The organism is Streptomyces sp. NPDC037013 (assembly GCF_055607265.1).
Window position 1 is genome coordinate 2,298 of the sequence record NZ_JBVJRV010000013.1, and the last position, 23,475, is coordinate 25,772.

Consider the following 23,475-nt stretch of genomic DNA (forward strand, 5'->3'; position numbering starts at 1 on the left):
GGGCGCCGAGTGGGCCGGGCGCCGAGTGGGCCGGGCGCCGAGTGGGCCGGGCGCCGAGTGGGCCGGGCGCCGAGTGGGCCGGGCGCCGAGTGGGCCGGGCGCCGAGTGGGCCGTCGCCTCCCCGCGGCCGGGGAGGCGACGGCCCTCGCGCGTCGGGGGTCCGGTTCAGGACAGGCAGGTGCTCGGTGTCGCGTGTGCCGGGTCCAGGGCGTTGGCCACCTCGTGGTGGGCGACACGGTCCAGGATTCCGATGGCGACGTGCTCCGAGGCGTCGACGGCGCACAGGTCCTGCAGCGTCACGTTGCGCACGCCCGGGCCGTCGAGGAACTGCGTGCGGTACGGGGTGACGACCTCGTCGTACTTGGTGGCGATGACGGTGTAGCGCACGCCTGGCACCGTGTCGCCGCCCGCGTTGAGCTTGGTCAGGAAGGGCGATCCCGCCACCTGGTCGGCGAGGGCCGGGGTCTTGGTGGTCAGCAGGTCCTCGATGCCGGGGAAGTACGGCAGCAGGGCGGTGAGGCCGAGCAGGGTGGTGCCGTGGTTGTCGGGGGCGAGGCCGATCAGGGCGTTCACCTTGTCGGCGCCGCCGAGGAACTTGAGGTAGTAGCGGGGCATCATGCCGCCCTGGGAGTGGCCGACGAGGTCGGCCTTGGCGGCGCCCGTCGAGGCGAGCACCTTGTCGACGAAGGCGTCGAGCTGTCCGGCCGATTCGTCGATGGGGCCGAGGCCGTTGAAGAGCGGGACGCCCGGCAGTTGCCCGTAGTCCAGGGAGTAGACGCAGTAGCCGCGCTTGACCAGGTAGGGCGCGAGGACGAGCCAGTTGTCGACGGAGTTCCCGAACGTGCCGTGCACGAGGACGACCGGGCGGGGGTGCGCGGCGGAGGGCTTGCAGCCGTAGTCGTTCCAGCCGCTCGACGAGGCGGTCGTCTCGGACGGCGTGGCCGCCGTGGCCGCGGGGGCGAGGGTGACCGCGCCCGTCACGAGCAGGGCGGCGGCGAACGCGCGCAGCGCGCGTCTCCAGGGCAGCATCGTGTGATCTCCTTGCGGCTCAAGGGAGTTGCGGGGGGATACGCCCTGTGACCCGGATCGACAGGATGCCGTGCTCACGTCAAATTACGCGCCGGTAGCCGAAGAGTGAAGCGGCGCGGCGGGAGAAGTTCCAGTGCTGACCGGCGCGGTTGCCGCGGCGGCGCGCCCGCGCCTCACGCCGCCAGCGTCCCCGGCACGATCGCCCCCGGCCCGAACTTCTCCCGGGCCCGGTCGGCCACCTCCTCGATCCGCCGGGCCTTCTCGTCCGCCGGATCGAACGTCAGCTGGTGGGTCGCGCGTTCGGCGGGACCGATGCCCTCGGCCCGCAGGGAGACGGCACGCACCCGGGCCCGCTGCAGACCGAGCGCCTCGTACATGCGATAGGCGGCCGCGGTCAGCGCGGTGGAGTGGGCGGTCGGCTCGGGCAGGGTCCTGGTCCGGGTGAGCGCCGCGTACCCGGTGCGGTCCGCGTACCGCACGGTGAGGGTCAGCGTGCGGCACACCTGCCCCTCTCCGCGCATCCTGACGCCCAGCTCCTCGGCGCCGGAGAGCAGGGCCCTGCGGTGCCGGAAGGGGTCCAGCTCATCGCGCGGGAAGGGGCGTTCGACGGACATCGACCGGGCGGCGGCGTTCGGCACGACCCGGGTGCGGTCGACGCCCCGCGCCTTCTCGCTCAGCTCGCGGCCGGCGCGGGCGCCGACGAGCCGCTGCAGGGTGGACAGGGGCGCGGCGCCGACCTTCCCCAGGGTGTCCAGGCCGTACTCGCAGAGGGTGCGGGCGGTGGCGCGGCCGATGCCGGGCAGCTCGCCGACCGGGCGGCCGTCGAGGAACTCCCGTACGCCGTCCGGACCTTCGGGCACCGCGCGGGTCACCCCGGGGGCGGCGCCGCGCGCGGCCATCCGCGCCAGCATCGGCCCGGGGCCCGCGCCGATCGCGCACTCCACCCCGTACAGCGCCAGCGCCCGCACCCGGATCAGCGCGGCCAGCTCGACGGGCCCCCGCCGGAAGTACCGGCGCGCGCCGCGCACGTCGACGAGCGCGGCGTCCGGCGGGAGCGCCTCGACCTGCGGGGTGAACTCGGCGAGCAGGGCGAGCAGTCGGGGCAGCACGGCCTCGCGCTCGGCCGTCAGCAGGAAGCGTACGTAGAGGGTGGTGGTCCCGTCGTTCATCCCGCGCTCCCCTGACTCTGGTGCCACAGCTTCCTGTTGCCGCCCGCGGCGCCCTCGCCCGCCGGGCGCAGATCCGCCCAGGGGTGCATCTCGTACCCCGTGCCCATCCGGATGCGCCGCCCGCCTCCCCGCTTCCGCCCCTCCTCGGGGGCCTGTCCCTCCTCGGGGGCGGCGCCCGCATCCGGCTCGGCCAGACGCAGCGCCACCGCCTCAAGACCGCCCTCCTCGCGCACCTCCACCAGATCCGCCAGATTCCACGCGGCGGCGCCCACCACGCTGAGGCTGCGCGGGCCCCGGCGCTGCACCACGCCGCGCACGAGCAGCAGCCAGGAGTGGAAGACGGTGTGCGCGCACCGCTCGTGGGCGTCGTCGAAGAAGGCCAGGTCGACCAGGCCCGTGCCGTCGTCCAGGGTGGTGAAGATGACGCGCTTGCCGGAGCGGATCGGCGGGGTCTGGGTGGCGGCCTTGGCGCCCGCGACCAGGACGGTCGCGCCGTGTTCGGCCTCGCGCAGGCGCCGGGCGTCGAGGACGCCCAGCTCCTCGAGGAAGGCGCGGTGGTCCCCCATGAGGTGGCGCGAGGAGTCCATGCCGAGGACGCCGAGTTCGGCGCTGAGCCGCTCCGCGTCGTCCAGGTCGGGCAGGCCCGCGGGGGCCGTCGCGCGCCCGCCGGCCAGCGGGAGCTGGGCCCCGGCCGCGCCGCGCGCGCCGCGGCGCAGCTCGGCCAGGTGCAATTGCAGGTCGCGGCGGTTGGCGCCGAACGCGTCGAGCGCGCCGACCTGGGCGAGCCGCTGGGCGACCGGTTTGGAGGGCCTGGCCCGCTCCCAGAAGTCGACGAGCGAGGCGTAGGGCTGCCCGTCGGCGATCCGGCCGGCCTCGGCCTCGCTGATGCCGTGCACGTCGGAGAGGGCGAGCCGCAGCCCCCACATCCGCCGAGGCTCGGACACCAGTTCGATACGGTGGGCGACCGCGGACCGGTTCACGTCCAGCGGGAGGATCGGCACGCCCCTGCGCCGCGCGTCCGCGAGCAGCAGCCGCTTCGGGTACATGCCGGGGTCGTGCGTGAGCAACCCCGCGTAGAAGGCGGCCGGGTGATGGGCCTTCAGCCACGCCGACTGGTACGTCGGCACGGCGAAGGCCACCGCGTGCGCCTTGCAGAAGCCGTACGACCCGAAGGCCTCGACGATCTCCCAGGTGCGGCCGATCGTCTCCGCGTCGTACCCCCTGGCGGCCGCCTGCTGCGCGAACCAGAAGCGGATCCGGCCCTGCGACTCGGGGTCGGAGAGCCCGCGCCGCACCCGGTCCGCCTCGTCGCGTCCGCAGCCGGTCATGATGTTCACGATCTCGATGATCTGCTCGTGGAAGACGACGACGCCGTACGTCTCCTCCAGCGGCCGCGCGAGGTCGGGGTGCGGGTAGCGGACCGGCGCGCGGCCGTGCCTGGCCTCGATGAAGGGCCGCACCATGTCGGCGGCGACCGGACCGGGCCGGAACAGCGAGATGTCCACCACCAGGTCGTGGAAGGTCGCGGGCTGCAGCCGCCCGACCAGGTCCCGCTGGCCCGGCGACTCGATCTGGAAGCAGCCGAGCGTCTCGGTGGACTTGATGAGCCGGTACGTCGCCGGGTCGCCCGGCGGGACCTGGCGGGGGTCGTCGAGGTCGACGACGTCGCCGGTGGCCCGCTCGACCTCCGCCACCGCGTGCGCCATCGCCGACTGCATCCGCACGCCGAGCACGTCCAGTTTGAGCAGGCCGAGGTCCTCGACGTCCTCCTTGTCGAACTGCGACATGGGCAGGCCCTCGCCGCTGGTCGGCACCACCGGGGTGCGGGCGAGCAGCGAGGCGTCGGAGAGCAGCACCCCGCACGGGTGCATGGCGACCCCGCGCGGCAGGGCGTCCAACGCCTCGACCAGCCCCCACAGCCGGTCGTGGCCGCCCAACTCCTCGGCGACCGCCCGCAGTTCGGGCAGCTCCTCCAGCGCGGCGCGGGCATCGCGGGCGCGGATGTGCGGGAAGGCCTTGGCGATCCTGTCGATCTCGGCCGGGTCCATGGAGAGCGCGGCGCCGACGTCGCGCACGGCGTGCCGCACGCGGTAGGTCTCCGGCATGGCGACCGTGGCGACCCGCTCGGTGCCGAAGCGGCCGATGATCGCGCGGTAGACCTCGAGACGGCGTGCCGACTCGACGTCGATGTCGATGTCCGGCAGGACGTGCCGCCGCTTGGAGAGGAAGCGCTCCATGAGCAGCCCGTGTTCGACGGGGTCGGCGTGCGCGATGCCGATGAGGTGGTTGACGAGGGAGCCGGCGCCGGAGCCGCGCGCCGCGACCCGGATGCCCAGTTCCCTTACGTCGTCGACGACTTGGGCCACGGTCAGGAAGTACGAGGCGTAGCCGTGGTGGGCGATGATGTCCAGCTCGTGGTGCATCCGCTCCCAGTACGCGCGCCGGGAGTCGTAGCCGCGCCGCACCATGCCCGCCGCCGCCCGCGAGGCGAGGACGCGCTGTGCGGTGCGCCGTCCGGCGCCGACCAGGCGCGGTTCGGGGAAGCGCACGGATCCGATGCCGATGTCGTCCTCGGGGTCGACGCGGCACTCGGCGGCGGCCGTCCGCGTCTGGTCGAGCAGGCGGTGGGCGGTGTCGCGGCGGAACCCCGCGGCCTCGACGACGCGCTCGGCGATGCCCAGCATGTCGTCCGCGCCCTTCAGCCACCGCTCGCCGCTGTCGAGCTCCTTGGTCGGGTCGACGGGGACGAGCCGGCGCGCGGCGTCGAGGACGTCGGCGACGGGGCCCTGCCCCGGGTCGGCGTAGCGGACGGCGTTGCTGAGGACGGGCCGTACGCCCTGTTCGGCGGCGAGGCCCACGGTGCGGGCGGCCAGCCGCAGCGAGCCGGGGCCCGTGCCCTCGCGGCCGTGCCAGACGGACTCCAGGCGCAGCGCGTCGCCGTACCGCTCGCGCCAGGGGGCGAGGAGGCGGGCGGCGCGGTCGGGGCGGCCCGCGGCGAGCGCGCGTCCCACGTCGGAGGCGGGGCCGAGCAGCACGGTCAGGCCCTCGCCGTGGTTCTCCTGCCAGGGCAGGACGGGCCGGCCCTCGCTGGCGCGGTGCGCGGCGGTGATCAGCCGGCAGAGCGCGGCCCAGCCGGTGGCGCCGTCCCTGGCGAGGTAGGTCACGCGCGGGGTCGACTCGTCGATGAAGGCACCGCCGCGCACGGGTGCCCGCCGCCGCTCGCCCCGGTCCGGGGCGGGCGATCCCACCGCGAGCTCGACCCCGAACAGCGGCCGCACGCCCGCCTTGGCGCACGCCTTGGCGAACCGGACGGCTCCCGCGAGGGTGTCCCGGTCGGTGAGCGCGAGGGCGTCCATGCCCCGCTCGGCGGCGCGCTCGGCCAGCCGCTCCGGGTGCGAGGCCCCGTACCGCAGGGAGAACCCGGAGACGGTGTGCAGATGCGTGAACCCGGGCACACGCACCTCCTGAAACCCTGAACCGATCCGATCTCACATCCCCCACCTCCACCATAGACCAGTTTCGAACTTACGTACGACACGTATGTTCGATTACGGGGCGTCGTCCGTTCGGCCCATCCCACCTGCGAGAACGACCGCGGCCCCCGAGCGTGGGGTGCATGAGCTTCGCCGACGAATTCAAGAGCGCCGTCACTCCGCGAGCAGCCCTGCTCGTCATCGGCGTCCTCGCCCTGCAGCTGTTGTTCATCGCCTCCTACGTGGGGGCGCTGCACAGCCCGAAACCCAAGGACGTGCCCTTCGGGGTCGTCGCCCCGGGGCCCGCGGCCGAACAGACCGCCGACCGGCTGGGGAAGCTCTCCGGTGATCCGCTCGACCCCCGCGTCCTCAAGGACGAGGCCGCGGCCCGCCGCCAGATCAAGAACCGCGACATCGACGGCGCCCTCCTCGTCGACCCGCGCGGCACGACCGACACCCTCCTGGTCGCCTCCGGCGGCGGCACCGCGCTCTCCCGGGCCCTCACCACGCTCGCCACCGACGTCGACGCGGCACAGAAGCGCACCGTGAAGACCGTCGACGTCGCCCCGGCGTCGAACCAGGACTTCAACGGGCTCTCCTCCTTCTACCTGGTCGTCGGCTGGTGCGTCGGCGGCTATCTGTGCGCGTCGATCCTCGCCATCAGCGCGGGCTCCCGGGCCGCCAACCTGTCGCGCGCGGTCATCAGGCTCGGCACCATGGCGCTCTACTCGATCGTCGGCGGGCTCGGCGGCGCGGTCATCATCGGGCCGATCCTCGGCGCCCTGCCCGGCAGCGTCCTCGGACTGTGGGGCCTCGGCGCCCTGGTGATCTTCGGGGTCGGCGCGATCACGCTCGCCCTGCAGGCCCTCACCGGCATCGTCGGCATCGGCCTCGCCGTCCTCCTCGTCGTCATCGCGGGCAACCCGAGCGCGGGCGGCGCCTTCCCGCTGCCGATGCTGCCGCCCTTCTGGCAGGCGATCGGGCCCTGGCTGCCGCCGGGCGCCGGCACCTGGGTGGCCCGCTCCATCGCGTACTTCGAGGGGAACTCGGTCACCCGGGAGCTCCTCGTCCTCTCCGCCTGGGCGGTCCTCGGCGTCGTCGTCACCCTCGCGCTCTCCGCCCGCCGCAGGACGCCGCACAGCAGCTCGATCGATCTCAGCGGCACCCGCTACCGGGGCATCGCGTGAGGTGAGCGCGGCCGCTCACCGGCGGGACTGTCACACCCGGGTGCGAGGCTTGAGCGCATGATCCGCACACTCGCCGTCGAGAACTACCGCTCCCTGCGCAAGCTGATCGTCCCGCTCGACCGGCTGAACGTGGTCACGGGGGCGAACGGCACGGGAAAGTCCAGCCTGTACCGCGCCCTGCGCCTGCTCGCCGACTCCGCGGGCGGCGGCGCGGTCGCCGCCCTGGCCCGCGAGGGCGGTCTGCCCTCCGCGCTCTGGGCGGGCGAGCGCAAGGCGGAGCCGGCGGGCCTGAAGCTGGGCTTCGCGGGCGACGAGTTCGGGTACGCGGTCGACTTCGGCCTCCCCTCGTCCAGCGGCGCGGGCCCCGGCGGCACCCCCTCCATGTTCGCCCTCGACCCCGAGATCAAGCGCGAGTCCACCTGGGCCGGGCCCGTGCTGCGGCCCGCCGCGCTGCTCTGCGACCGCGCGGGCCCCGCCGTGCGCACCCGCACGGCCGACGGCGGCTGGCACCGCACCCAGGGCATCCGGCCGTACGACAGCATGCTGAGCGAGTTCGCCGACCCGCAGCTGGCGCCCGACCTGCTGCGGCTGCGCGAGCTGATCCGCTCCTGGCGGTTCTACGACCACGTGCGCACCGACGCCGACGCGCCCGCCCGCGCCGCCCGCGTCGGCACCCGCACCCCGGTCCTCGCCCACGACGGCGCCGACCTCGCCGCGGCCCTGCAGACCATCCGCGAGACCGGCGACGACCGGGCACTCGACGAGGCGGTGGACGACGCCTTCCCGGGCAGCACGGTACGGATCACCGACAACGGCGGGCGGTTCGAACTCCGGCTGCACCAGCGCGGCCTGCTGCGCCCGCTGGGCCCCGCCGAGCTCTCCGACGGCACCCTGCGCTATCTGCTGTGGACCGCCGCGCTGCTCACCCCGCGACCGCCCGCCCTCCTCGTCCTGAACGAGCCGGAGACGAGCCTCCACCCCGACCTGCTGCGCCCGCTCGCGGAGCTGATCGTCGCGGCGACGAAGGACACACAGATCGTCCTGGTCACCCATGCCCGCCCGCTCGCCGACGCGGTGGCGAAGGGAGCGGCCCGCCACCGCGTCGACGTCAACTCCATGGAACTGGTCAAGGAGTCGGGCCGGACGACGGTGGCGGGCCGGGAGAGCCTCTTGGACGAACCGCTCTGGTACTGGCCCACGCGGTGAGGCGGCCAGAGCGGATCAGGCGTCCCTGCCGTCCCCGTAGTACGCCTTCCGCATCAACGCCTCCATCTCGGAGAGCATCGGCATCCGCGGATTGGCCGGCGCGCACTGATCCGCGTACGCATTCATCGCCTGCTGCGGCAGCGCCTCCATGAAGGCCGTCTCGTCGACGCCCTCCTCCTGGAAGGAGCCGGGAATCCCGCACTTGGCGCGCAGCTCCTCGACGGCGCGGGCGTAGGACTCGACGCCCTCCTGAGGGGAGTCCGCGGACAGGCCCAGCATCCGGGCGATCTCCTGGAACCGCTCCGGCGCCCGGTAGACCTCCGCCTTCGGCCACGGCGTCGCCTTGCCGGACACCGTGCCGTTGTGCCGGATGACGTGCGGCAGGAGCAGCGCGTTGGTGCGGCCGTGGGCGATGTGGAAGGTGTTGCCGAGGGTGTGGGCCATGGCGTGCACCAGGCCGAGGAAGGCGTTGGCGAAGGCCATGCCCGCGACCGTCGACGCGTTGTGCATCTTCTCGCGCGCCTCGGGGTCCTCGGCGCCGTTGACGACGCACCGCTCCAGGTTCCCGAAGATCAGCTTGATGGCCTGGAGGCAGAGGCCGTCGGTGTAGTCGTTCGCGTACGCCGAGACGTACGCCTCCGTGGCGTGGGTCAGCGCGTCGAAGCCGGAGTCGGCGGTGACGGTCGCGGGGAGCCGCATCGGCAGGACCGGGTCGACGATCGCGACGTTCGGAGTGAGCGCGTAGTCGGCGAGCGGGTACTTCTGCGCGGCCGCGGGGTCGGAGATGACCGCGAACGGGGTGACCTCCGAGCCGGTGCCCGACGTCGTCGGGACCGCCACGAGCTGCGCCTTTTCACCGAGTCCGGGGAACTTGAACGCGCGCTTGCGGATGTCGAAGAACTTCTCCTTGGTCTCCGCGAACTCGATCTCCGGGTGCTCGTACATCAGCCACATGATCTTCGCCGCGTCCATCGGCGAGCCGCCGCCGAGGCCGATGATGGTGTCCGGCCGGAAGTCCCGCATCCGCGCGGCGCCGGCCCGCACGGTCGCCAGCTCCGGGTTCGGCTCGACGTCGTCGATGACCTGGACGTCGACGGGCCCGGGGCGCGCCGCGAGGATGTCGGTCACGCGCCGCACGAAGCCGAGCCGCGACATCGTCTTGTCGGTGACGATCGAGACGCGCTCGATGCCCTCCATCTCACCGAGGTGGCGCAGGGAGTTGCGCTCGAAGTAGATCTTCGGCGGGACCTTGAACCACTGCATGTTGTTGTTGCGCCGTCCGATCCGCTTGATGTTGACCAGGTTGACCGCGGAGACGTTGTCGGACACCGAGTTGTGTCCGTAGCTGCCGCAGCCGAGGGTGAGCGAGGGCAGGAAGGAGTTGTAGACGTCGCCGATGCCGCCGAAGGTGGAGGGCGCGTTGACGATGACGCGGACCGCCTTGACGCGCCGGCCGAACTCCTCGGCGAGCTCCTCGTCCTCGGTGTGGATGGCGGCGCTGTGCCCGAGCCCGTGGAACTCGACCATCCGGGCCGCCAGTTCGAGCCCGTGCTCGGTGGTGTCGGCCTTCAGGGCGGCCAGCACCGGGGAGAGCTTCTCGCGGGTGAGCGGCTCGCCCTCGCCGACCTCCGCGCACTCGGCGACGAGGACCGAGGTGCCCTCGGGGACCTCGAACCCGGCCCGTTCGGCGATCCACCGCGGGGACCTGCCGACGACATCCGCGTTCAGCCGCGCCCCCGAGCAGTTGCCGGCGAACGCGGTGGTGCCGAAGACGAACTCCTCCAGCTTGGTCTTCTCGGCCGCCGTGACGACGTACGCGCCGAGCCGCCGGAACTCCGCGAGCCCCTCGTCGTAGATCTCCTCATCCAGGATGACGGCCTGTTCGGAGGCGCAGATCATGCCGTGGTCGAAGGCCTTGGAGAGCACGATGTCGTGAACGGCCCTGCGCAGCTTGCCGCTTCGGGTGACGTACGCGGGTACGTTCCCCGCGCCGACGCCCAGCGCGGGCTTGCCGCACGAGTAGGCGGCCCTGACCATGGCGTTGCCGCCGGTGGCGAGGATGGTGGAGACGCCCTCGTGGTGCATGAGCAGGCTGGTGGCCTCCATCGAGGGTTCCTCGATCCACTGCACGCAGTCCGCGGGCGCGCCCGCCTCGACCGCGGCGTCCCGTACGATCCTGGCCGCCTCCGCGGAGCACCGCTGGGCGCTCGGGTGGAAGGCGAAGACGATCGGGTTGCGGGTCTTCAGGGCGATGAGCGCCTTGAAGAGCGTGGTAGAGGTCGGGTTGGTCACCGGGGTCATCGCGCAGACGACGCCGACCGGTTCGGCGATCTCGGTGATGCCGTTGAGCTCGTCGCGGGAGATGACGCCCGCGGTCTTCAGGCCGCGCATCGAGTTCACCACGTGTTCGCAGGCGAAGAGGTTCTTGACGGCCTTGTCCTCGAAGAGGCCCCGCCCGGTCTCCTCGACGGCCAGCCGGGCGAGTTCCCCGTGCCGGCCCAGCGCCGCGAGAGAGGCCTTCTTGACGATGTGGTCGACCTGCTCCTGGTCGTAGGACTCGAACTGGCCGAGCGCGGCGAGTGCCCTCGTGACCAGGTGGTCCACCATCTCCTTGGCCTGCATGACAGGTGCTCCTTCGTCGGGACCGAGACCTTTTCCGTGCATCTCAATTCGACACCTGGAGGCTCCGCCCGACGGTCCGAATAAGGCCCGATCCAGCAGGCAGGAAGTCCCCCAGGGGCGCGAGGATTTCTCCATTCACCCGCTCTGACCTGGCCTTTCGGCACGGGACTTTCGACCCTTGCGAGCTTGTGAAAACTTTCACAAGTTTTACGGAAAAGGCCCCGCCCCCGATTTCCGGGGGCGGGGCACGAGCGGTCCGGGCAGGTCAGCCGATTTCGGCTCCGTAAGCGCTCAGCGCCTCCGGGACCGGCTGGAAGAACGTCTCGCCGCCCGATGAGCAGTCGCCGCTGCCGCCCGAGGTGAGACCCAGTGCGGTGTCACCGGCGAAGAGCGCGCCGCCGCTGTCGCCGGGCTCGGCGCAGACGGTGGTCTGGATCAGGCCGTCGACCTGGCCCTCCTGGTAGTTCACGGTGGCGTCGAGCGCGGTGACCTCGCCGTCGTGGACCTGGGTGGTGCTGCCGCTGCGCGTCACCTTCTGGCCGACCGTCGCGTCCCCGGCCTTGCTGATCGCCTGGGTGCCGCCGTAGAGGTTGACCTCGCTCGGGTGCGGGGTGTCGGCCGTGTACTTCACGAGGGCGTAGTCGTTGCCCGGGAAGCTCGACTCCTCGGTGGCGCCGATCTCCCCGCCGCCCTGGGAGTCCGACCAGCTCTTGACGGCGTTGCCGCAGTGGCCCGCCGTAAGGAAGTAGGGCTCACCGCCCTTGACCACGTTGAAACCGAGCGAGCAGCGCGAACCGCTCCCCCAGATCGCATCGCCGCCGGCGAGGAAGGCCTTGTACTCGCCCTTGCTCCGCCGCAGCTCGGCCCTGCCGCCCAGGCTCTTCACGATCGAGCCGACCTTGTCGAGCTTCGCGCCCCCGACCGTGCGGTCCGCCGTGACCACGATCTTGTTCGTGGCCGGGTCCATCGCCCACGAGGTGCCGGGCACGGCCGCCTTGTCGTCGAGCGTCGTGCGGGCGCTCTCCAGCTCGGTCAGGGAGTTCTCGACGATTCTGGCCTTGCCGCCGGCCGACTCGACGGCGTGGGCCGCGCTCTCGCTCAACACGTTCACGACGAGGTTCTTGGCCTTGGCGTCGTAGTACGTGCCCGCGGTGTCCGCGCCGAGGTCCTTGCCCAGGGACGAGGCGAGCTTTCCGGCCTTCGCCACCGAGAGGACGTCCGGCGTGGGGGCCGGGGAGTTCTCGCTCGCGTTCGCACTCTGGAAGGTGATGCCCGCGGCGACCAGCGCGGCGATGCCCGCGCCCGCCACGGCGGCACGCCGCTTGGGTATGCGTCGGTGCTTCAAGACTGACGACCTCCTGTGGGGGGAACGACCCGCCTGGCGTGGGGGCCTGACGGGTCGTAAGGCTTGCGCGACATGGAGGTACCGCGCCACGGAAGCCGCGTCCATGTCAATTTGGCCCCGCCCACTATTCCGACGCCGTCCCGTGGCACACAAGGTCTGCTTCAGGTCGCGCGCCCCGGGGCGGCCGCGCGCTCCCGGTCCGTCGGCGAGGCCGGGTCCCACCACGTCGGTTCCCGTTGCAAACACCGTGAGCAAGGAGCGGTCGTCAGCCTGTGAGGACTAGTCCTGTCCGGTTCTCGCCCCTCCGGCGGGGGGCGGCTGCGGCGGCTGCTGCTGTTGTGGCAGCGCCTGCTGGGCCCGCTCCAGGAAGCGGAGCAGTTCGACCGGGAAGGGCAGGACGAGGGTGGAGTTCTTCTCGGCGGCCACGGCCACCACGGTCTGGAGGAGGCGCAGTTGGAGTGCGGCCGGTTCCTCGGACATCTCGTGGGCGGCCTCGGCGAGTTTCTTGGACGCCTGGAGTTCGGCGTCGGCGTTGATGACGCGGGCGCGGCGTTCGCGGTCGGCCTCGGCCTGGCGGGCCATGGAGCGTTTCATCGCCTCGGGCAGCGAGACGTCCTTGATCTCGACGCGGTCGATCTGCACGCCCCAGCCGACGGCCGGGGAGTCGATCATCAGTTCCAGGCCCTGGTTGAGTTTTTCGCGGTTGGACAGCAGGTCGTCCAGGTCGCTCTTGCCGATGATCGAGCGCAGTGAGGTCTGCGCCATCTGCGAGACCGCGAAGCGGTAGTCCTCGACCTGCACCACCGCCTCGGCCGGGTCGACCACCTTGAAGTAGATGACGGCGTCCACCCGGACGGTGACGTTGTCGCGCGTGATGCCGTCCTGCGCGGGCACCGGCATCGTCACGATCTGCATGTTGACCTTGCGGAGCCGGTCCACCAGCGGGATGACCATGGTGAACCCCGGTCCGCGCACGGAGCGTTGGAGCTTGCCGAGGCGCAGCACCACACCCCGTTCGTACTGTTTGATCACGCGGGCCGCCGCCATCGCGTAGACCACACCGACAGACCCGAGGGCCGCTCCCGCCGCCACCAGCTCCTCGACCATGCCGGCCCCCAGGGTCCGAATTGGGCGTGTTGGGTGTTCTCTTCGAAGGTAGCCCCGCGCCGGACACAAAGGGAGGGGGCGTCAGGGAGCGGGGGCGGGTCCCGGCCGTGGACGGGAGTGAGCCCCCGCCCGGGGTCCGGACGGGGGCTCACACACTGCCGGCTGCGGTCAGTGGCCGTGCGCGGGGATCAGTAGACGCTGACGTTGTACGCGCGCAGCGCCTCGGTGACCGGCTGGAAGAAGGTCGTGCCGCCCGAGGAGCAGTTGCCGCTGCCGCCGGAGGTCAGGCCCAGCGCCGTGGAGCCCGCGTACAGGGGGCCGCCGCTGTCGCCCGGCTCGGCACAGACCGTGGTCTTGATCATGCCGTAGACGACGTCGCCGCCGCCGTAGTTGACGGTCTGGTTCAGCGCGGTGACCCGGCCGCTGTGGATGCCGGTCGTGGAACCGCGCCGCGTGACGGTCTGGCCGACGGTGGGATCGGCTGCCCCGGTGATGTCCTGGCTGCCCACGGTGCCGGACTTGGTGATCGAGCTGTTGGTGTACCGGACGATGCCGTAGTCGTTGGTCGGGAAGCTGGAGCCGGCCGTGGTGCCGAGCACGGTGGTCTTCGACGAGTTGGCCCACCAGGTGCCCGCGCCGTCGGTGCAGTGCCCGGCGGTGAGGAAGTAATAGGTACCGGCGCTGTTGCGCACGTTGAAGCCGAGCGAACAGCGCCAGCTGTCCGCGTAGATGGCGTCGCCGCCGGAGATGTACTTCTGGAACTTGCCCGGGGTCCGCTCGATCTTCAGGGCACCGGCGTTGGCACCGGCCGCGTCCTTGAGCTCGGCGATCTCGGACGCGGAGACCGTGCTGTCGACGGTGACGACGACCTTCTTGGTCTTCGCGTCGACGCCCCAGGCGGTGCCCGCGACGTCCGCGCCGAGCACGGCGTCGCTGGCCTGTTCGAGCTGGTTCGCGCTGAAGGTGGCCGGGGCGTCCTGTGCGTTGGCCGCGGGTACGGCGAGCGCTCCGGCGGCCACGAGGCCGGTGGCCAGGGCCAGCATGCGGGGGTGTCTCGATATGCCACTGCGGGGGATGGTGCGCTTGATCCTCACGTTGTTCCTCCCGAGGGAAGTCAGTGGGTCTTTGCGGGTTGAAGACCCGTGAGGCGCAGCCAAAGAGCAAGCCGGGGTTCCGGATATGCCGTGCTCCTGACAAGCGCTGCTCGGGAGTATTGGGGGGCGGGCACCGGCCGCACAAGGGCGCCTTTCGGCCGCCGACCGATACACGTCGGCCCGCCCCGGTGGGTCCCGTACCTGTCGTACGCCACCGGGGCAGGGCAGTCGTCCCTTTGTGGGCTCCGACGTCTCAGGCGTCGCGGAGGTTCCGCTCGCCTGCCGCGATCTCGGTGACGAGGGTGTTGCCGGGCGGCGGGAAGGGACAGATGAAGTGCTCGGCGAAGGCGCACGGGGGCAGCAGCGCGCGGTTGAAGTCCACCGTCGTGCGCCCGTCGGGGCCGGGCGCGGCGGGCCGCAGGAAGCGGAAGCGGTGGCTGGTCGTGCCGCTGGTGGCGTCCGCGAAGACGGCCCACAGGGAGCCGTCGCCCTCCACGCTCACCTGGAGGGTGTGCTCGACTCCCCCGAGGCGGAAGGAGAGTTCGCCGTCGAGACCGAGGCCGCGCTCCTTGCCGTCCGCGTTGCCGACGGTGACGGTGCGGCCCTCGCCGTACGGCGTGAAGCGTCCGGGCACGGCCCAGCGGGCGTCGTACGCGGTGGCCTCGATGCCCCGGAAGGTGTGGCGCGCGACGGCGTCCGGGTCGAAGTCGCGTACCGCCCAGAGGCCTTCGCGCCGCATGACGACGAGGCGGCGCCGGCCGTGCGCGACGCGGGCGTCGGCGATCGGCGCGGTGTCGGCGCGCAGCCGCGCCTCGCCGGCCAGGGGGCGGCCGTCGACGGTGAGGCCGTCGTCGGGGCCCGCGACGAGGACGACCTCGTCGCCCGCCTCCGTCCACCGGCCGGGGATCCCGGGGAGGTGTTCGTCGGGATGGTCGGCGAGCCAGTGCGTGCCGGTGAGGGAGAGCGGCCCGTAGGGGGCGGACACCGTCTCCGTCCGCTGCTCGTGCCAGTGCTGCCACTCCCGCGCGGCGTCCGTGGTCCCGTCGGCGGCGCGGTGGGTGTTCTCGGTGCTCATGGGGATCAACCCTTCCATACCGGCTCACGCAGCCCGAGGTGGGAGCGGAGCGTCGTGCCGCCGTACTCCGTCCGGAACGCCCCGCGCTCCTGGAGCAGCGGCACCACCCGGTCGACGAAGTCGTCGAGGCCGCCGGGGGTGAGGTGCGGGATGAGGATGAAGCCGTCGGCGGCGCGGGTGCGCACGGCCTCCACCAGTTCGGCGGCGACCGTGTCCGGGGTGCCGATGAAGGACTGACGGGCGGTCGTCTCGATGACGGTCTGCCGGATGGAGAGCCCCTTGGCCTCGGCGAGGGCCCGCCACTTCCCGGCGACCGCCATCCGGTCGGCGATCCGCACCCGGCCCCGGGCCAGTTCGGCCGTGGGGTCCGGGTCGAAGTCGGGCAGCGGCCCGTCCGGGTCGTACGCGGAGAGGTCCACGCCCCAGACCTGTTCGAGGGCGACGATCGCGTTCTGCGGGGTGACCTGGTCACGGCGGATCTCGGCGGCCTTCTCCTGCGCCTCGGCCGCGGTGTCGCCGAGGACCCAGGTGATCCCGGGCATGATCAGCAGCTCGTCGGCGGTCCGTCCGTACCGTGCGAGGCGGCCCTTGACGTCGGCGTGGAAGGCGCGGCCCGCCTCCGGTGTGCCGTGCCGGGTGAAGATTACGTCGGCTGCGGACGCGGCGAACTCCCGGCCCTCGGGCGAGTCCCCCGCCTGGATCACGACGGGGTGCCCCTGCGGGGAGCGCGGGAGGGTGAACTCCCCCTCGATCGTGAAGTGCCGCCCGTGGTGCGCGAAGGGCCGCGCCCTGCCCCCGGGCGTCCAGGAGTCCCACAGCTCGCGCGCGGTGGCGAGGAACTCGGCGGCGCGGGTGTAGCGGTCGGCGGGGTCGAGGTAGCCGCCGCGGCGGAAGTTCTCGCCGGTGAAGGCGTCCGAGGTGGTGACGACGTTCCAGGCTGCGCGGCCCGCGCTCAGGTGGTCGAGCGAGGCGAATCTGCGGGCCAGCTCGAAGGGTTCGTTGAAGGTGGTGTTGACGGTGCCCGCGAGGCCGAGCCGCTCGGTGACGGCGGCCAGCGCGTTCAGGAGGGTCAGGGACTCGGGCCGGCCGACGACGTCCAGGTCGTGGATGCGCCCCTTGTGCTCGCGCAGGCGCAGCCCCTCGGCGAGGAAGAAGAAGTCGAAGAGGCCACGCTCGGCGGTGCGGGCGAGCGCGGCGAAGGACGAGAAGTCGATGTGCGAGCCGGACCGCGGATCGGACCAGACGGTGGTGCTGTTGACGCCGGGGAAGTGGGCGGCCAGATGGATCTGCCGGTGGTGGCCGGTCATGCGGACTCCCCGGTGAGCGCGGCGTAGCGGTTGGCGGGCCGGGCGAGACCCAGGTGCTCGCGGAGCGTGCTGCCCGGGTAGAAGGTGCGGAACAGGCCGCGGTGCTGGAGCAGCGCGACGGTGCCGTTGACGAGCCGCTCCAGGTCGCGGCGCGGCTCGACGGGCGTGAGGTGGAAGCCGTCGACGGCGCCCGCGCGGTGCCAGCCGGCGACCAGGTCGGCCAGGTCGACGGGGCCGCCACGGTAGGCGGGCCCCTCGGCGGTGGGCAGCGGTCCCCCGCCGTGCCCTGGTTCCGCCGCGTGCTCGCCGCCGCCGAGGTCGACGTCGAGTGCGGCGAACACCCGCAGCGTCCCCGGGTCGCGGCCGAACCGGGCGGCCAGGGCGCGCAGTTCGGCCCGGGCGGCACCGGCACGCTCGGCGGACGAGGCGCGGACCAGGGCCACGTCCGCGTACCGGGCGGCGGTCTCGCGCGCCTGCGGCACGGTCGCGTCGACGACCCTCACCGGGTGGCCCTGCGGTGGCCGCGGCACGATGGAGGGGCCCCGCACCGAGAAGGAGCGCCCCACGAAGTCGACGTGGTGCAGCTTGTCGCGGTCGATGAAGCGTCCGCTCGCCGCGTCCCGTATCTCCGCGTCGTCCTGCCAGCTGTCCCAGAGCCGGGCGGCGACGTCGGCGACCTCGCCGGCCTCGCGCCACAGCTCCTCGCGGGGTGCGGCGCGGCGCCGCCCGAAGAGTGCGGCCTCGGCCTCGGTCGCCGATACGTCGAGCCGCCAGCCGGCCCGCCCGTGGCTGACCCAGTCGAGGGTGGCGACGGCGGCCTGCACGTGGAACGGCTCGGTGTGCGTGGTCGTGACGGTCGGTACGAGGCCGACGCGTGCGGTGCGGGGCGCGAGCCGGGCGGCCACGGCGAGCGCGTCGGGTCCGGGCCGCGCGAAGGAGTCCTGGAGCGTCACGAAGTCCAGCGCCCCGTCTTCGGCGAGCAGCGCCAGCTCGGCGTAGGAGTCCGCGTCGTACGCGCCGGGTACGTCGATGGCCGCGGCGAGATGGAGGGGTCCGGCGCAGGTTCCTCGGTGGGTCATCGGCTGAACCTTTCTGCGAGGGGTGGCCGCGGCTCGGGCTGGGCTCGGGCCGGGGTCCGGGAGGGGGGTGGCGGGTGCCGCGGCGGATCGCGCCGGCGGCTCAGAGGGCGCGCAGGAATGCGAGTACGGCGCGCGCGGTGGCGTCGTTCTGCCGGAACGTGGGGCTGTCGGTCCGCGGCCGGGTGAAGGCGCCCGCGCCCCGGGCGTCGGTGTGCGGGCCGAGCGCGAAGCGGCGCGGGTGCGGCGTGCCCGCGCGGTCGAGAACGCGCCCGTCGGCCGGGTCGACGGCGAGGAGCCCCGAAGCGGTCGACGCGGCCCCCTCGGCGTGCAGGGCGCGCAGCAGCGGGTCGCGGGTGCGGGCCAGGTCGGAGCCGGGCAGCCGCGCCTCGACGAGGGCGCGGGCCTCGGTGACCCGGCCGGGCAGGGTGGGGCTCTCGGCGCGGAACACCCCGTCCTCGGCCCGCACCCGGAGATCCGCGCCGAGGAACCGCACGACGCCGGCGCGCGAGAGGGCGAGCAGCTGCCGCAGCCGTGGCCCGGGCGGCCCGGAGGCGAGACGGCTGAAGAAGCCGTGCCACCACGGTCCGATGTCGCCGAGCCGCACCACCTGCCCGTAGACGGAGAGCAGGGCGAGGAAGACGGCGAGGTCGGGGCTGTGCGCGGGATCGTGACGGCGCGTCAGGTCCGCGGTGACGCGGTCGCGCATCCCGGCCTGCAGTTCTTCGTACGAGGTGTACCGCGTCCCGGCGAGGGGCCGGTCGAGCGCCGCGAGGTCGAGCCGGTCGGCGGGGTCGGGTACGGCGGAGGCGATGAGGGCGTCCAGTTCGGGCGCGCCGGGCGGGCAGGCCTCGTACTTCTCGTCGAAGTCCGTCCAGGCGGTCCGGGTGCGCTCGGGGTGGGCGGTGAAGAGGCGGTGGTAGTGGGCGAAGCCGAGTTCCTTCTCGATGAGCGGCCATACGTCCCGCCGGAAGTCGAACCCGCCGGGCCTGGCGAGGAGTTCGTCGATCTGACCGGGCCCCAGGTGACGAGGGAGCGGCGGCGCTCCGCCCGTCAGGTCGTAGCCGATCTTCGAGAGGTGGGGGACGCCCCGCCGGGAGCCGACGTACAGGACGGGCTCACGGCCCGAGGGGTGGTACGTGTCCTTGTCGTGCCGTCCGCCGCGCCCCTCGGTGAGCAGCACCATCAGGTCGACGAAGGCGAGTCCGAAGCCGCGCACCAGGACGGGCGCGCCGGGCGCGAGCCGGGACAGGTCACTGTCGGCGGTGAAGTCGGGCGGCAGGTGCACGAGTCCGTGCCGCTCGGCGTAGGCGCTCAACTCGGCCTGTTCCGCGTCGGGTTCGGCGTCCAGGTGCCCTTGGGCGAGGATGACGAGGTCGGCGGCGAGGGGGTGCGCGGCGCCTTCGAGGAACACCTCCTGGCGGCCGCCCCGGGTCCCGGTCAGACGCACGGCCCGGCGCCGGTGGTGGTGGACGGTGACGCCCGGGGGCAGGGCTGCGACGGCTCTCTCGTACACCCAGCGCAGGTAGTCGCCCTGTTGGCGGCGGCCGAGGAAGGAGCGCCCGTCGGTTCCGGCCCACTCGTGGAGGGCGGGGCCAGGCCGGACGGGGCCCACCATCCGCACCGTGTCGTCGGTGAACATGGTGACGTCCTGGGCCTGCGAGTTCATCCAGAGCAGCGGGGACTGCTCACGGCGCCAGACACGCCCGCCGCCCGGCGGATGAGGATCGACGAGGTGCAGGTCGAACGCGGCCCCGGCGCCGGGCGCCCGCCTGGGACCGCCGTAGAAATCGGGCAGGTTGGCGGCGAGGCGCTCCAGGATTCCGGTGCCGCGGGGTCCGGCGCCGACGATCACGAGGGAGCGGCGGGGCGGGGCACCCGCGGGGGGCGGACAGAGTGCCGGGCGGGGCGCCGGGGCGGTCGCCGCCTCGGCAAAGGTGCGGGAAGGCATGCGGAAGGCTCCGTGGATACCAGGGATCGAACACGGGTGACGCCTTCACACGGACCGAGCCCCTCAGCACGATCCGGTCCCGAGATTACGGTTCGCCGCACGTACGCTGTCAAGGCCGTCCAGGATGTGGGCCTTGCGTCTCACGGCAGTTGACGCGGAACCGGATGGCTGTTCCACTTGGCCCATGCATTCGCAGCAGTGGCTGGTCACGCGCTCCCACATCGACCTCGGTCGAGTGTGGTCGGCGTCCTGTTGATGCCCTCCTGAGCCGGCCCGCCGCGCTGCAAGCGCGCCCCGCGCGCCCTCTTCACTCCCGGTCCGACGGCCGTGCCCGCGCACGCCGTCGCCCGCGCCTTCACACGCACGCCCCGCCGCCCCCTGCCCGGGGGCGGCGACCCCTCCCCTCGTACGACCGCTTCGCCCACGAACCGCTACAACCCGCAGTCGCAGCAGGAACAGCACTCGCAGCATTCGCAGCACCCGCCGTCGCAGCCGCAGTCGCAGTTGTTGCAGCAGCCCTCCCGCCGCTTGCGCGACCACGGGCCCTCGTAATGGTCGGCGCAGCACACCTTGCAGGTGCAGCAGAGTCCGATGGCGACGGCACACCCCGCCCAGAAGCCCCGCTTGCCGGGCTTCGGCGGCTGCGGATCGAAGGCGGGCCCACCGCCGAAGCCGCCGGGACCACCCGGGCCGCCCGGACCACCCGGCCCGGAGCCTCCGGGACCACCGAAGCCGCCGGGCACTCCGCCCCCATAAGGATTCTGCGACCCGTACGGATTCTGCGACCCGTACGGACCACCGGCAGGGTTCCCGTACGGGCCGCCCTGCGGCGGAGCACCGTACGGGCCGCCCTGCTGCGGCGGCCCGAACGCGCCGTCGCCCTGATGCGCCGTCACCTGGTGTGCGTGGCCGCACCCGTCGGTGCCGAAGGCGCGGTCGACCGACCTGCTCAGCTCGTGCGCGAGCAGCATGTGCGCCAGCTTGCCGTCGGTGAACTCGACCTCGCGCAGTGCGAGCCGGATGCCGTGCAGCGCGTCGTCGGCCAGCCGGCGCGCCTCGGGCAGGGGCGTGCCGGTCGCGGTGAGCGGGTTCCAGGCACCCGACGCGGCGTCAGCTTCCTTGTCCTCCACGGCGTCGAGCAGGTGGGCGAGCCTGCCGAAGAGCCGGCCGGCCTCGGCGAGCGGCGCCGCGTTGCCGGGCCGCCCGGCGAGCACGGCGGTGTGCGCGAAGGCCGCCGCCGTCGCGGTCTCGGTGGGTTCGGTGACCGTGAGCAGTGAGGTGCCGGGCCCGGCCAAGGCCTCCAGGCCTGCCTGCCGTTCGACGGCGTCGACCAGGACCGCCGTGTCGAAGCCCACATCGGCGCCGGTCCGCGCACCGGCCCTGTCCCAGCCCCGGGCCACGCGGCGGGCGGCGACCGCCACCGGCCTGCGCGCCAGGAGGCCGTCGCCGTCGACGACATGGTCACGGATCTTGGCGGAGGCGAGCACCAGCGAGACGGCGGCGGCGAGCCGCGCACCCTCGCCCCGCGCGACGGAGGCGGTCCGCATGCCCCGCAGCGGGCAGGGCCCCGCGGTGCGCCGCCACCCGGTGGACCGCTCGGCCTGAGCCTCCGTCAGGACCGAGATGATGAGCCCGTCGTAGTTGGTCACGACGCGGGCGAACTGCCCGTGGTCGCCGCGCAGCGCGAGGCAGAGCCCGCACAGGTGCGCCATCCACTGGGTCTTGAGTCCCTCACCGAGACGATGACTGCAGGGCCTGACTATTCCGAACACGACGTCTCCCCCGAGAGGCCCGGATCCGATCAACTCCGCGCATCGTAGCGACGGCTCCGTTCACCCGTACGCACCGGCCGTCACCCATACGCCGTGAAGAATCATATTTCACTCACAGTCAGCAGCCGTACACAGCACGACCCTTGGAGCGCACCGCACGACGGCGTGTTGACTCTGCACCAGTACCGTCACGAAAACCCCGCGCGGCGACTATCCACTTGGCGCATCATCCGCATCATGGACGACGATAGGGATGCGGAATCCAGGGAAACCGCTGTGAGAGGAGGCGTCCATGGGATCGGTGCGCAAGGCGAGTGCTTGGCTTGGCCTCGTCGACGACGACCACAACGAGCGTTACTACGACGACGGCTACGAAGACGACCGGGACGAAGGGCCCGACCAGCCGGAGGCCTGGGTCACCGACCCGCGGGGGCGGGTGGCGCCCGAGCCTGCCGGAGAGGAAGAGCGCAGGATCGGGACCGTGACCCCGGACAGCTTCCGGGACGCGCGCGCCATCGGCGAGCTCTTCCGGGACGGCGTCCCGGTCATCATGAACCTCACGTCCATGGAGCCCACCGATGCAAAGCGCGTGGTCGACTTCGCGGCCGGTCTCACCTTCGGCCTGCGCGGTTCGATCGAGCGGGTGGCCACACGGGTCTTCCTGCTCACCCCCGCCGACACGCACATCGTCAACGGCGAGGCCACCAGCCGCCCCTCGGACGGCTTCTTCAACCAGAGCTAGGGGCAGGGCCGCTCACCGGAACGCGTCGAGACCGGTGAGCGCCTTGCCCAGTACCAGCTGATGCATCTCGACGGTGCCCTCGTAGGTGAGCACCGACTCGAGGTTCGTCGCATGCCGCATGACGGGGTACTCGAGCGAGATCCCGTTGGCGCCCAGGATCGTCCTGGCCGTGCGGCAGATCTCGATCGCCTCCCGCGTGTTGTTGAGCTTGCCGAAGCTGATCTGTTCGGGACGGAGCCTGCCCGCGTCCAGGCGCCGCCCCAGGTGGTGGGCGAGCAGGATGCCCTTGTGCAGCTCGACCGCCATGTCGGCGAGCTTGGCCTGGGTGAGCTGGAAGCCGCCGATGGGCCGGCCGAACTGCTCGCGGGACTTCGCGTACTCCACCGCCGCCTCGAAGGAGGAGCGGGCCGCGCCCATGGCTCCCCAGACGATGCCGTAGCGGGCGTGGGAGAGACAGCTCAGCGGGCCCTTGAGCCCGGTGACCTCGGGCAGCACGGCGTCCGCGGGCAGCCGCACCTCGTCGAGGACCAGCTCACTGGTGACGCTCGCGCGCAGTGACCACTTGTGCCGGATCTCGGGCGCCGAGAAGCCCGGCGCGTCGGTCGGTACGACGAAGCCCCTGATGCCGTCGTCGGTCTGCGCCCAGACGACGGCGACGCCGGCCACCGAACCGTTGGTGATCCACATCTTGCGCCCGGTGAGGACCCAGTCCGTCCCGTCCTTCTTGGCGTGCGTCCGCATGGAGGCGGGGTCGGAACCGTGGTCGGGCTCGGTCAGGCCGAAACAGCCGATGATCTCGCCGGCGGCCATGCCGGGCAGCCAGCGCCGCTTCTGCTCCTCGGAGCCGAAGCGGTGGATGGCGTACATGGCGAGGGAGCCCTGCACGGAGACGAGGGAGCGGATGCCGGAGTCGGCCGCCTCCAGTTCCAGGCAGGCAAGGCCGTACTGGACCGCGCTCGCGCCCGCGCAGCCGTACCCCTCCAGGGACATGCCGAGCGCCCCGATGGAACCGAGCTCCCTGGCCAGCTCGCGGATGCCGGGCAGCTCGCCCTTCTCGTACCAGTCGGCGATGTGCGGCAGGACCCGGTCGTTCGCCCAGGTGCGGACGGTGTCCCGGATCGCGAGGTCCTCCGCGTCCAGGAGGTCGTCGACGCCGAGCGGATCGGCGGGGTCGAAGGGCGGCAGAGGGGTGCGGGCGCTTGCGGACATGCGGGCCTCCGGCGACACAAAACTAGCGGTGGTAGTCAACGGCTCGCGCTGACGTTACGCACGCAGTGTGTCGCACGTCCAGAGGCGGGCCCCCGGCCGGCGGGCCGCCCT

16 protein-coding genes are annotated in these 23,475 nt (G+C 72.7%); 3 read left to right on the forward strand and 13 right to left on the reverse strand.

Annotated elements, in window-relative coordinates; all coding sequences use genetic code 11:
• Positions 1-165: 165 nt before the first annotated feature.
• The 3 genes from ACZ7DY_RS36000 to ACZ7DY_RS36010 all read right to left on the reverse strand — a co-directional run bounded on the left by ACZ7DY_RS36000 (position 166) and on the right by ACZ7DY_RS36010 (position 5,653).
• Positions 166-1,029, reverse strand: coding sequence for an esterase/lipase family protein (locus ACZ7DY_RS36000; RefSeq protein WP_471143336.1), 864 nt, complete (start codon positions 1,027-1,029; stop codon positions 166-168).
• 173 nt (positions 1,030-1,202) lie between these two features.
• Positions 1,203-2,198, reverse strand: coding sequence for a DNA polymerase Y family protein (locus ACZ7DY_RS36005; protein ID WP_471143338.1), 996 nt, complete (start codon positions 2,196-2,198; stop codon positions 1,203-1,205).
• A complete protein-coding gene (locus tag ACZ7DY_RS36010) occupies positions 2,195-5,653 on the reverse strand; it encodes a DNA polymerase III subunit alpha (RefSeq protein ID WP_471143341.1) in 3,459 nt (1,152 codons plus the stop codon). Before ACZ7DY_RS36010 ends, ACZ7DY_RS36005 begins: the two co-directional genes overlap by 4 nt.
• A gap of 161 nt (positions 5,654-5,814) precedes the next feature.
• Between ACZ7DY_RS36010 and ACZ7DY_RS36015 the strand changes: the two genes are divergently transcribed.
• Both ACZ7DY_RS36015 and ACZ7DY_RS36020 read left to right on the forward strand, forming a co-directional pair.
• Positions 5,815-6,858, forward strand: coding sequence for an ABC transporter permease (locus ACZ7DY_RS36015; RefSeq protein WP_471143344.1), 1,044 nt, complete (start codon positions 5,815-5,817; stop codon positions 6,856-6,858).
• Positions 6,859-6,915: 57 nt separating this feature from the next.
• Positions 6,916-8,064: an AAA family ATPase gene (locus ACZ7DY_RS36020; protein ID WP_471143347.1), complete on the forward strand. Its 1,149-nt coding sequence runs from the start codon at positions 6,916-6,918 to the stop codon at positions 8,062-8,064.
• A gap of 15 nt (positions 8,065-8,079) precedes the next feature.
• On the opposite strand, the gene adhE is transcribed toward ACZ7DY_RS36020, so the two are convergent.
• The 9 genes from adhE to ACZ7DY_RS36065 all read right to left on the reverse strand — a co-directional run bounded on the left by adhE (position 8,080) and on the right by ACZ7DY_RS36065 (position 21,413).
• Complete coding sequence (gene adhE, locus ACZ7DY_RS36025; protein ID WP_471143349.1) at positions 8,080-10,686, reverse strand: bifunctional acetaldehyde-CoA/alcohol dehydrogenase; 2,607 nt, start codon at positions 10,684-10,686, stop codon at positions 8,080-8,082.
• A 265-nt stretch (positions 10,687-10,951) separates the two neighbouring features.
• Entirely contained in the window at positions 10,952-12,031 is a 1,080-nt protein-coding gene (locus ACZ7DY_RS36030; RefSeq protein WP_471143352.1) for a S1 family peptidase, read from the reverse strand.
• A gap of 279 nt (positions 12,032-12,310) precedes the next feature.
• Complete coding sequence (locus ACZ7DY_RS36035; RefSeq protein WP_471143354.1) at positions 12,311-13,138, reverse strand: slipin family protein; 828 nt, start codon at positions 13,136-13,138, stop codon at positions 12,311-12,313.
• Between the two features lie 188 nt (positions 13,139-13,326).
• Positions 13,327-14,232: a S1 family peptidase gene (locus ACZ7DY_RS36040; RefSeq protein ID WP_471143357.1), complete on the reverse strand. Its 906-nt coding sequence runs from the start codon at positions 14,230-14,232 to the stop codon at positions 13,327-13,329.
• Positions 14,233-14,485: 253 nt separating this feature from the next.
• Positions 14,486-15,307 (reverse strand): DUF1684 domain-containing protein, encoded by an 822-nt coding sequence (locus ACZ7DY_RS36045; RefSeq protein WP_471143360.1) that lies wholly within the window; start codon positions 15,305-15,307, stop codon positions 14,486-14,488.
• A 5-nt stretch (positions 15,308-15,312) separates the two neighbouring features.
• Positions 15,313-16,614: an NtaA/DmoA family FMN-dependent monooxygenase gene (locus ACZ7DY_RS36050; protein ID WP_471143363.1), complete on the reverse strand. Its 1,302-nt coding sequence runs from the start codon at positions 16,612-16,614 to the stop codon at positions 15,313-15,315.
• Positions 16,611-17,693 (reverse strand): LLM class flavin-dependent oxidoreductase, encoded by a 1,083-nt coding sequence (locus ACZ7DY_RS36055; RefSeq protein WP_471143365.1) that lies wholly within the window; start codon positions 17,691-17,693, stop codon positions 16,611-16,613. The genes ACZ7DY_RS36050 and ACZ7DY_RS36055 overlap by 4 nt, the downstream gene beginning before the upstream one ends.
• Positions 17,694-17,793: 100 nt before the next feature.
• The gene (locus ACZ7DY_RS36060; RefSeq protein WP_471143368.1) at positions 17,794-19,641 is read right to left on the reverse strand and encodes an FAD/NAD(P)-binding protein; all 1,848 of its coding nucleotides are present in this window, start codon (positions 19,639-19,641) and stop codon (positions 17,794-17,796) included.
• A 431-nt stretch (positions 19,642-20,072) separates the two neighbouring features.
• Positions 20,073-21,413: a DUF5685 family protein gene (locus ACZ7DY_RS36065; RefSeq protein ID WP_471143371.1), complete on the reverse strand. Its 1,341-nt coding sequence runs from the start codon at positions 21,411-21,413 to the stop codon at positions 20,073-20,075.
• Positions 21,414-21,705: 292 nt separating this feature from the next.
• On the opposite strand from ACZ7DY_RS36065, the gene ACZ7DY_RS36070 reads away from it, so the two are divergent.
• Positions 21,706-22,155: a cell division protein SepF gene (locus tag ACZ7DY_RS36070; RefSeq protein WP_471143372.1), complete on the forward strand. Its 450-nt coding sequence runs from the start codon at positions 21,706-21,708 to the stop codon at positions 22,153-22,155.
• Positions 22,156-22,167: 12 nt separating this feature from the next.
• Here the strand turns inward: ACZ7DY_RS36070 and ACZ7DY_RS36075 are convergent, their stop codons facing one another.
• The gene (locus ACZ7DY_RS36075; protein WP_471143374.1) at positions 22,168-23,364 is read right to left on the reverse strand and encodes an acyl-CoA dehydrogenase family protein; all 1,197 of its coding nucleotides are present in this window, start codon (positions 23,362-23,364) and stop codon (positions 22,168-22,170) included.
• Between the last annotated feature and the right edge of the window lie 111 nt (positions 23,365-23,475).

What these genes read in the sequence shown, in the direction of transcription:
- ACZ7DY_RS36015 (WP_471143344.1), top strand. Translation starts at nt 5,815, where the DNA reads ATGAGCTTCGCCGACGAATTCAAGAGCGCCGTCACTCCGCGAGCAGCC.
- ACZ7DY_RS36020 (WP_471143347.1), top strand. Translation starts at nt 6,916, where the DNA reads ATGATCCGCACACTCGCCGTCGAGAACTACCGCTCCCTGCGCAAGCTG.
- ACZ7DY_RS36070 (WP_471143372.1), top strand. Translation starts at nt 21,706, where the DNA reads ATGGGATCGGTGCGCAAGGCGAGTGCTTGGCTTGGCCTCGTCGACGAC.
- adhE (WP_471143349.1), bottom strand. Translation starts at nt 10,686, where the DNA reads ATGCAGGCCAAGGAGATGGTGGACCACCTGGTCACGAGGGCACTCGCC.
- ACZ7DY_RS36000 (WP_471143336.1), bottom strand. Translation starts at nt 1,029, where the DNA reads ATGCTGCCCTGGAGACGCGCGCTGCGCGCGTTCGCCGCCGCCCTGCTC.
- ACZ7DY_RS36060 (WP_471143368.1), bottom strand. Translation starts at nt 19,641, where the DNA reads ATGCCTTCCCGCACCTTTGCCGAGGCGGCGACCGCCCCGGCGCCCCGC.
- ACZ7DY_RS36075 (WP_471143374.1), bottom strand. Translation starts at nt 23,364, where the DNA reads ATGTCCGCAAGCGCCCGCACCCCTCTGCCGCCCTTCGACCCCGCCGAT.
- ACZ7DY_RS36055 (WP_471143365.1), bottom strand. Translation starts at nt 17,693, where the DNA reads ATGACCCACCGAGGAACCTGCGCCGGACCCCTCCATCTCGCCGCGGCC.
- ACZ7DY_RS36050 (WP_471143363.1), bottom strand. Translation starts at nt 16,614, where the DNA reads ATGACCGGCCACCACCGGCAGATCCATCTGGCCGCCCACTTCCCCGGC.
- ACZ7DY_RS36005 (WP_471143338.1), bottom strand. Translation starts at nt 2,198, where the DNA reads ATGAACGACGGGACCACCACCCTCTACGTACGCTTCCTGCTGACGGCC.
- ACZ7DY_RS36045 (WP_471143360.1), bottom strand. Translation starts at nt 15,307, where the DNA reads ATGAGCACCGAGAACACCCACCGCGCCGCCGACGGGACCACGGACGCC.
- ACZ7DY_RS36035 (WP_471143354.1), bottom strand. Translation starts at nt 13,138, where the DNA reads ATGGTCGAGGAGCTGGTGGCGGCGGGAGCGGCCCTCGGGTCTGTCGGT.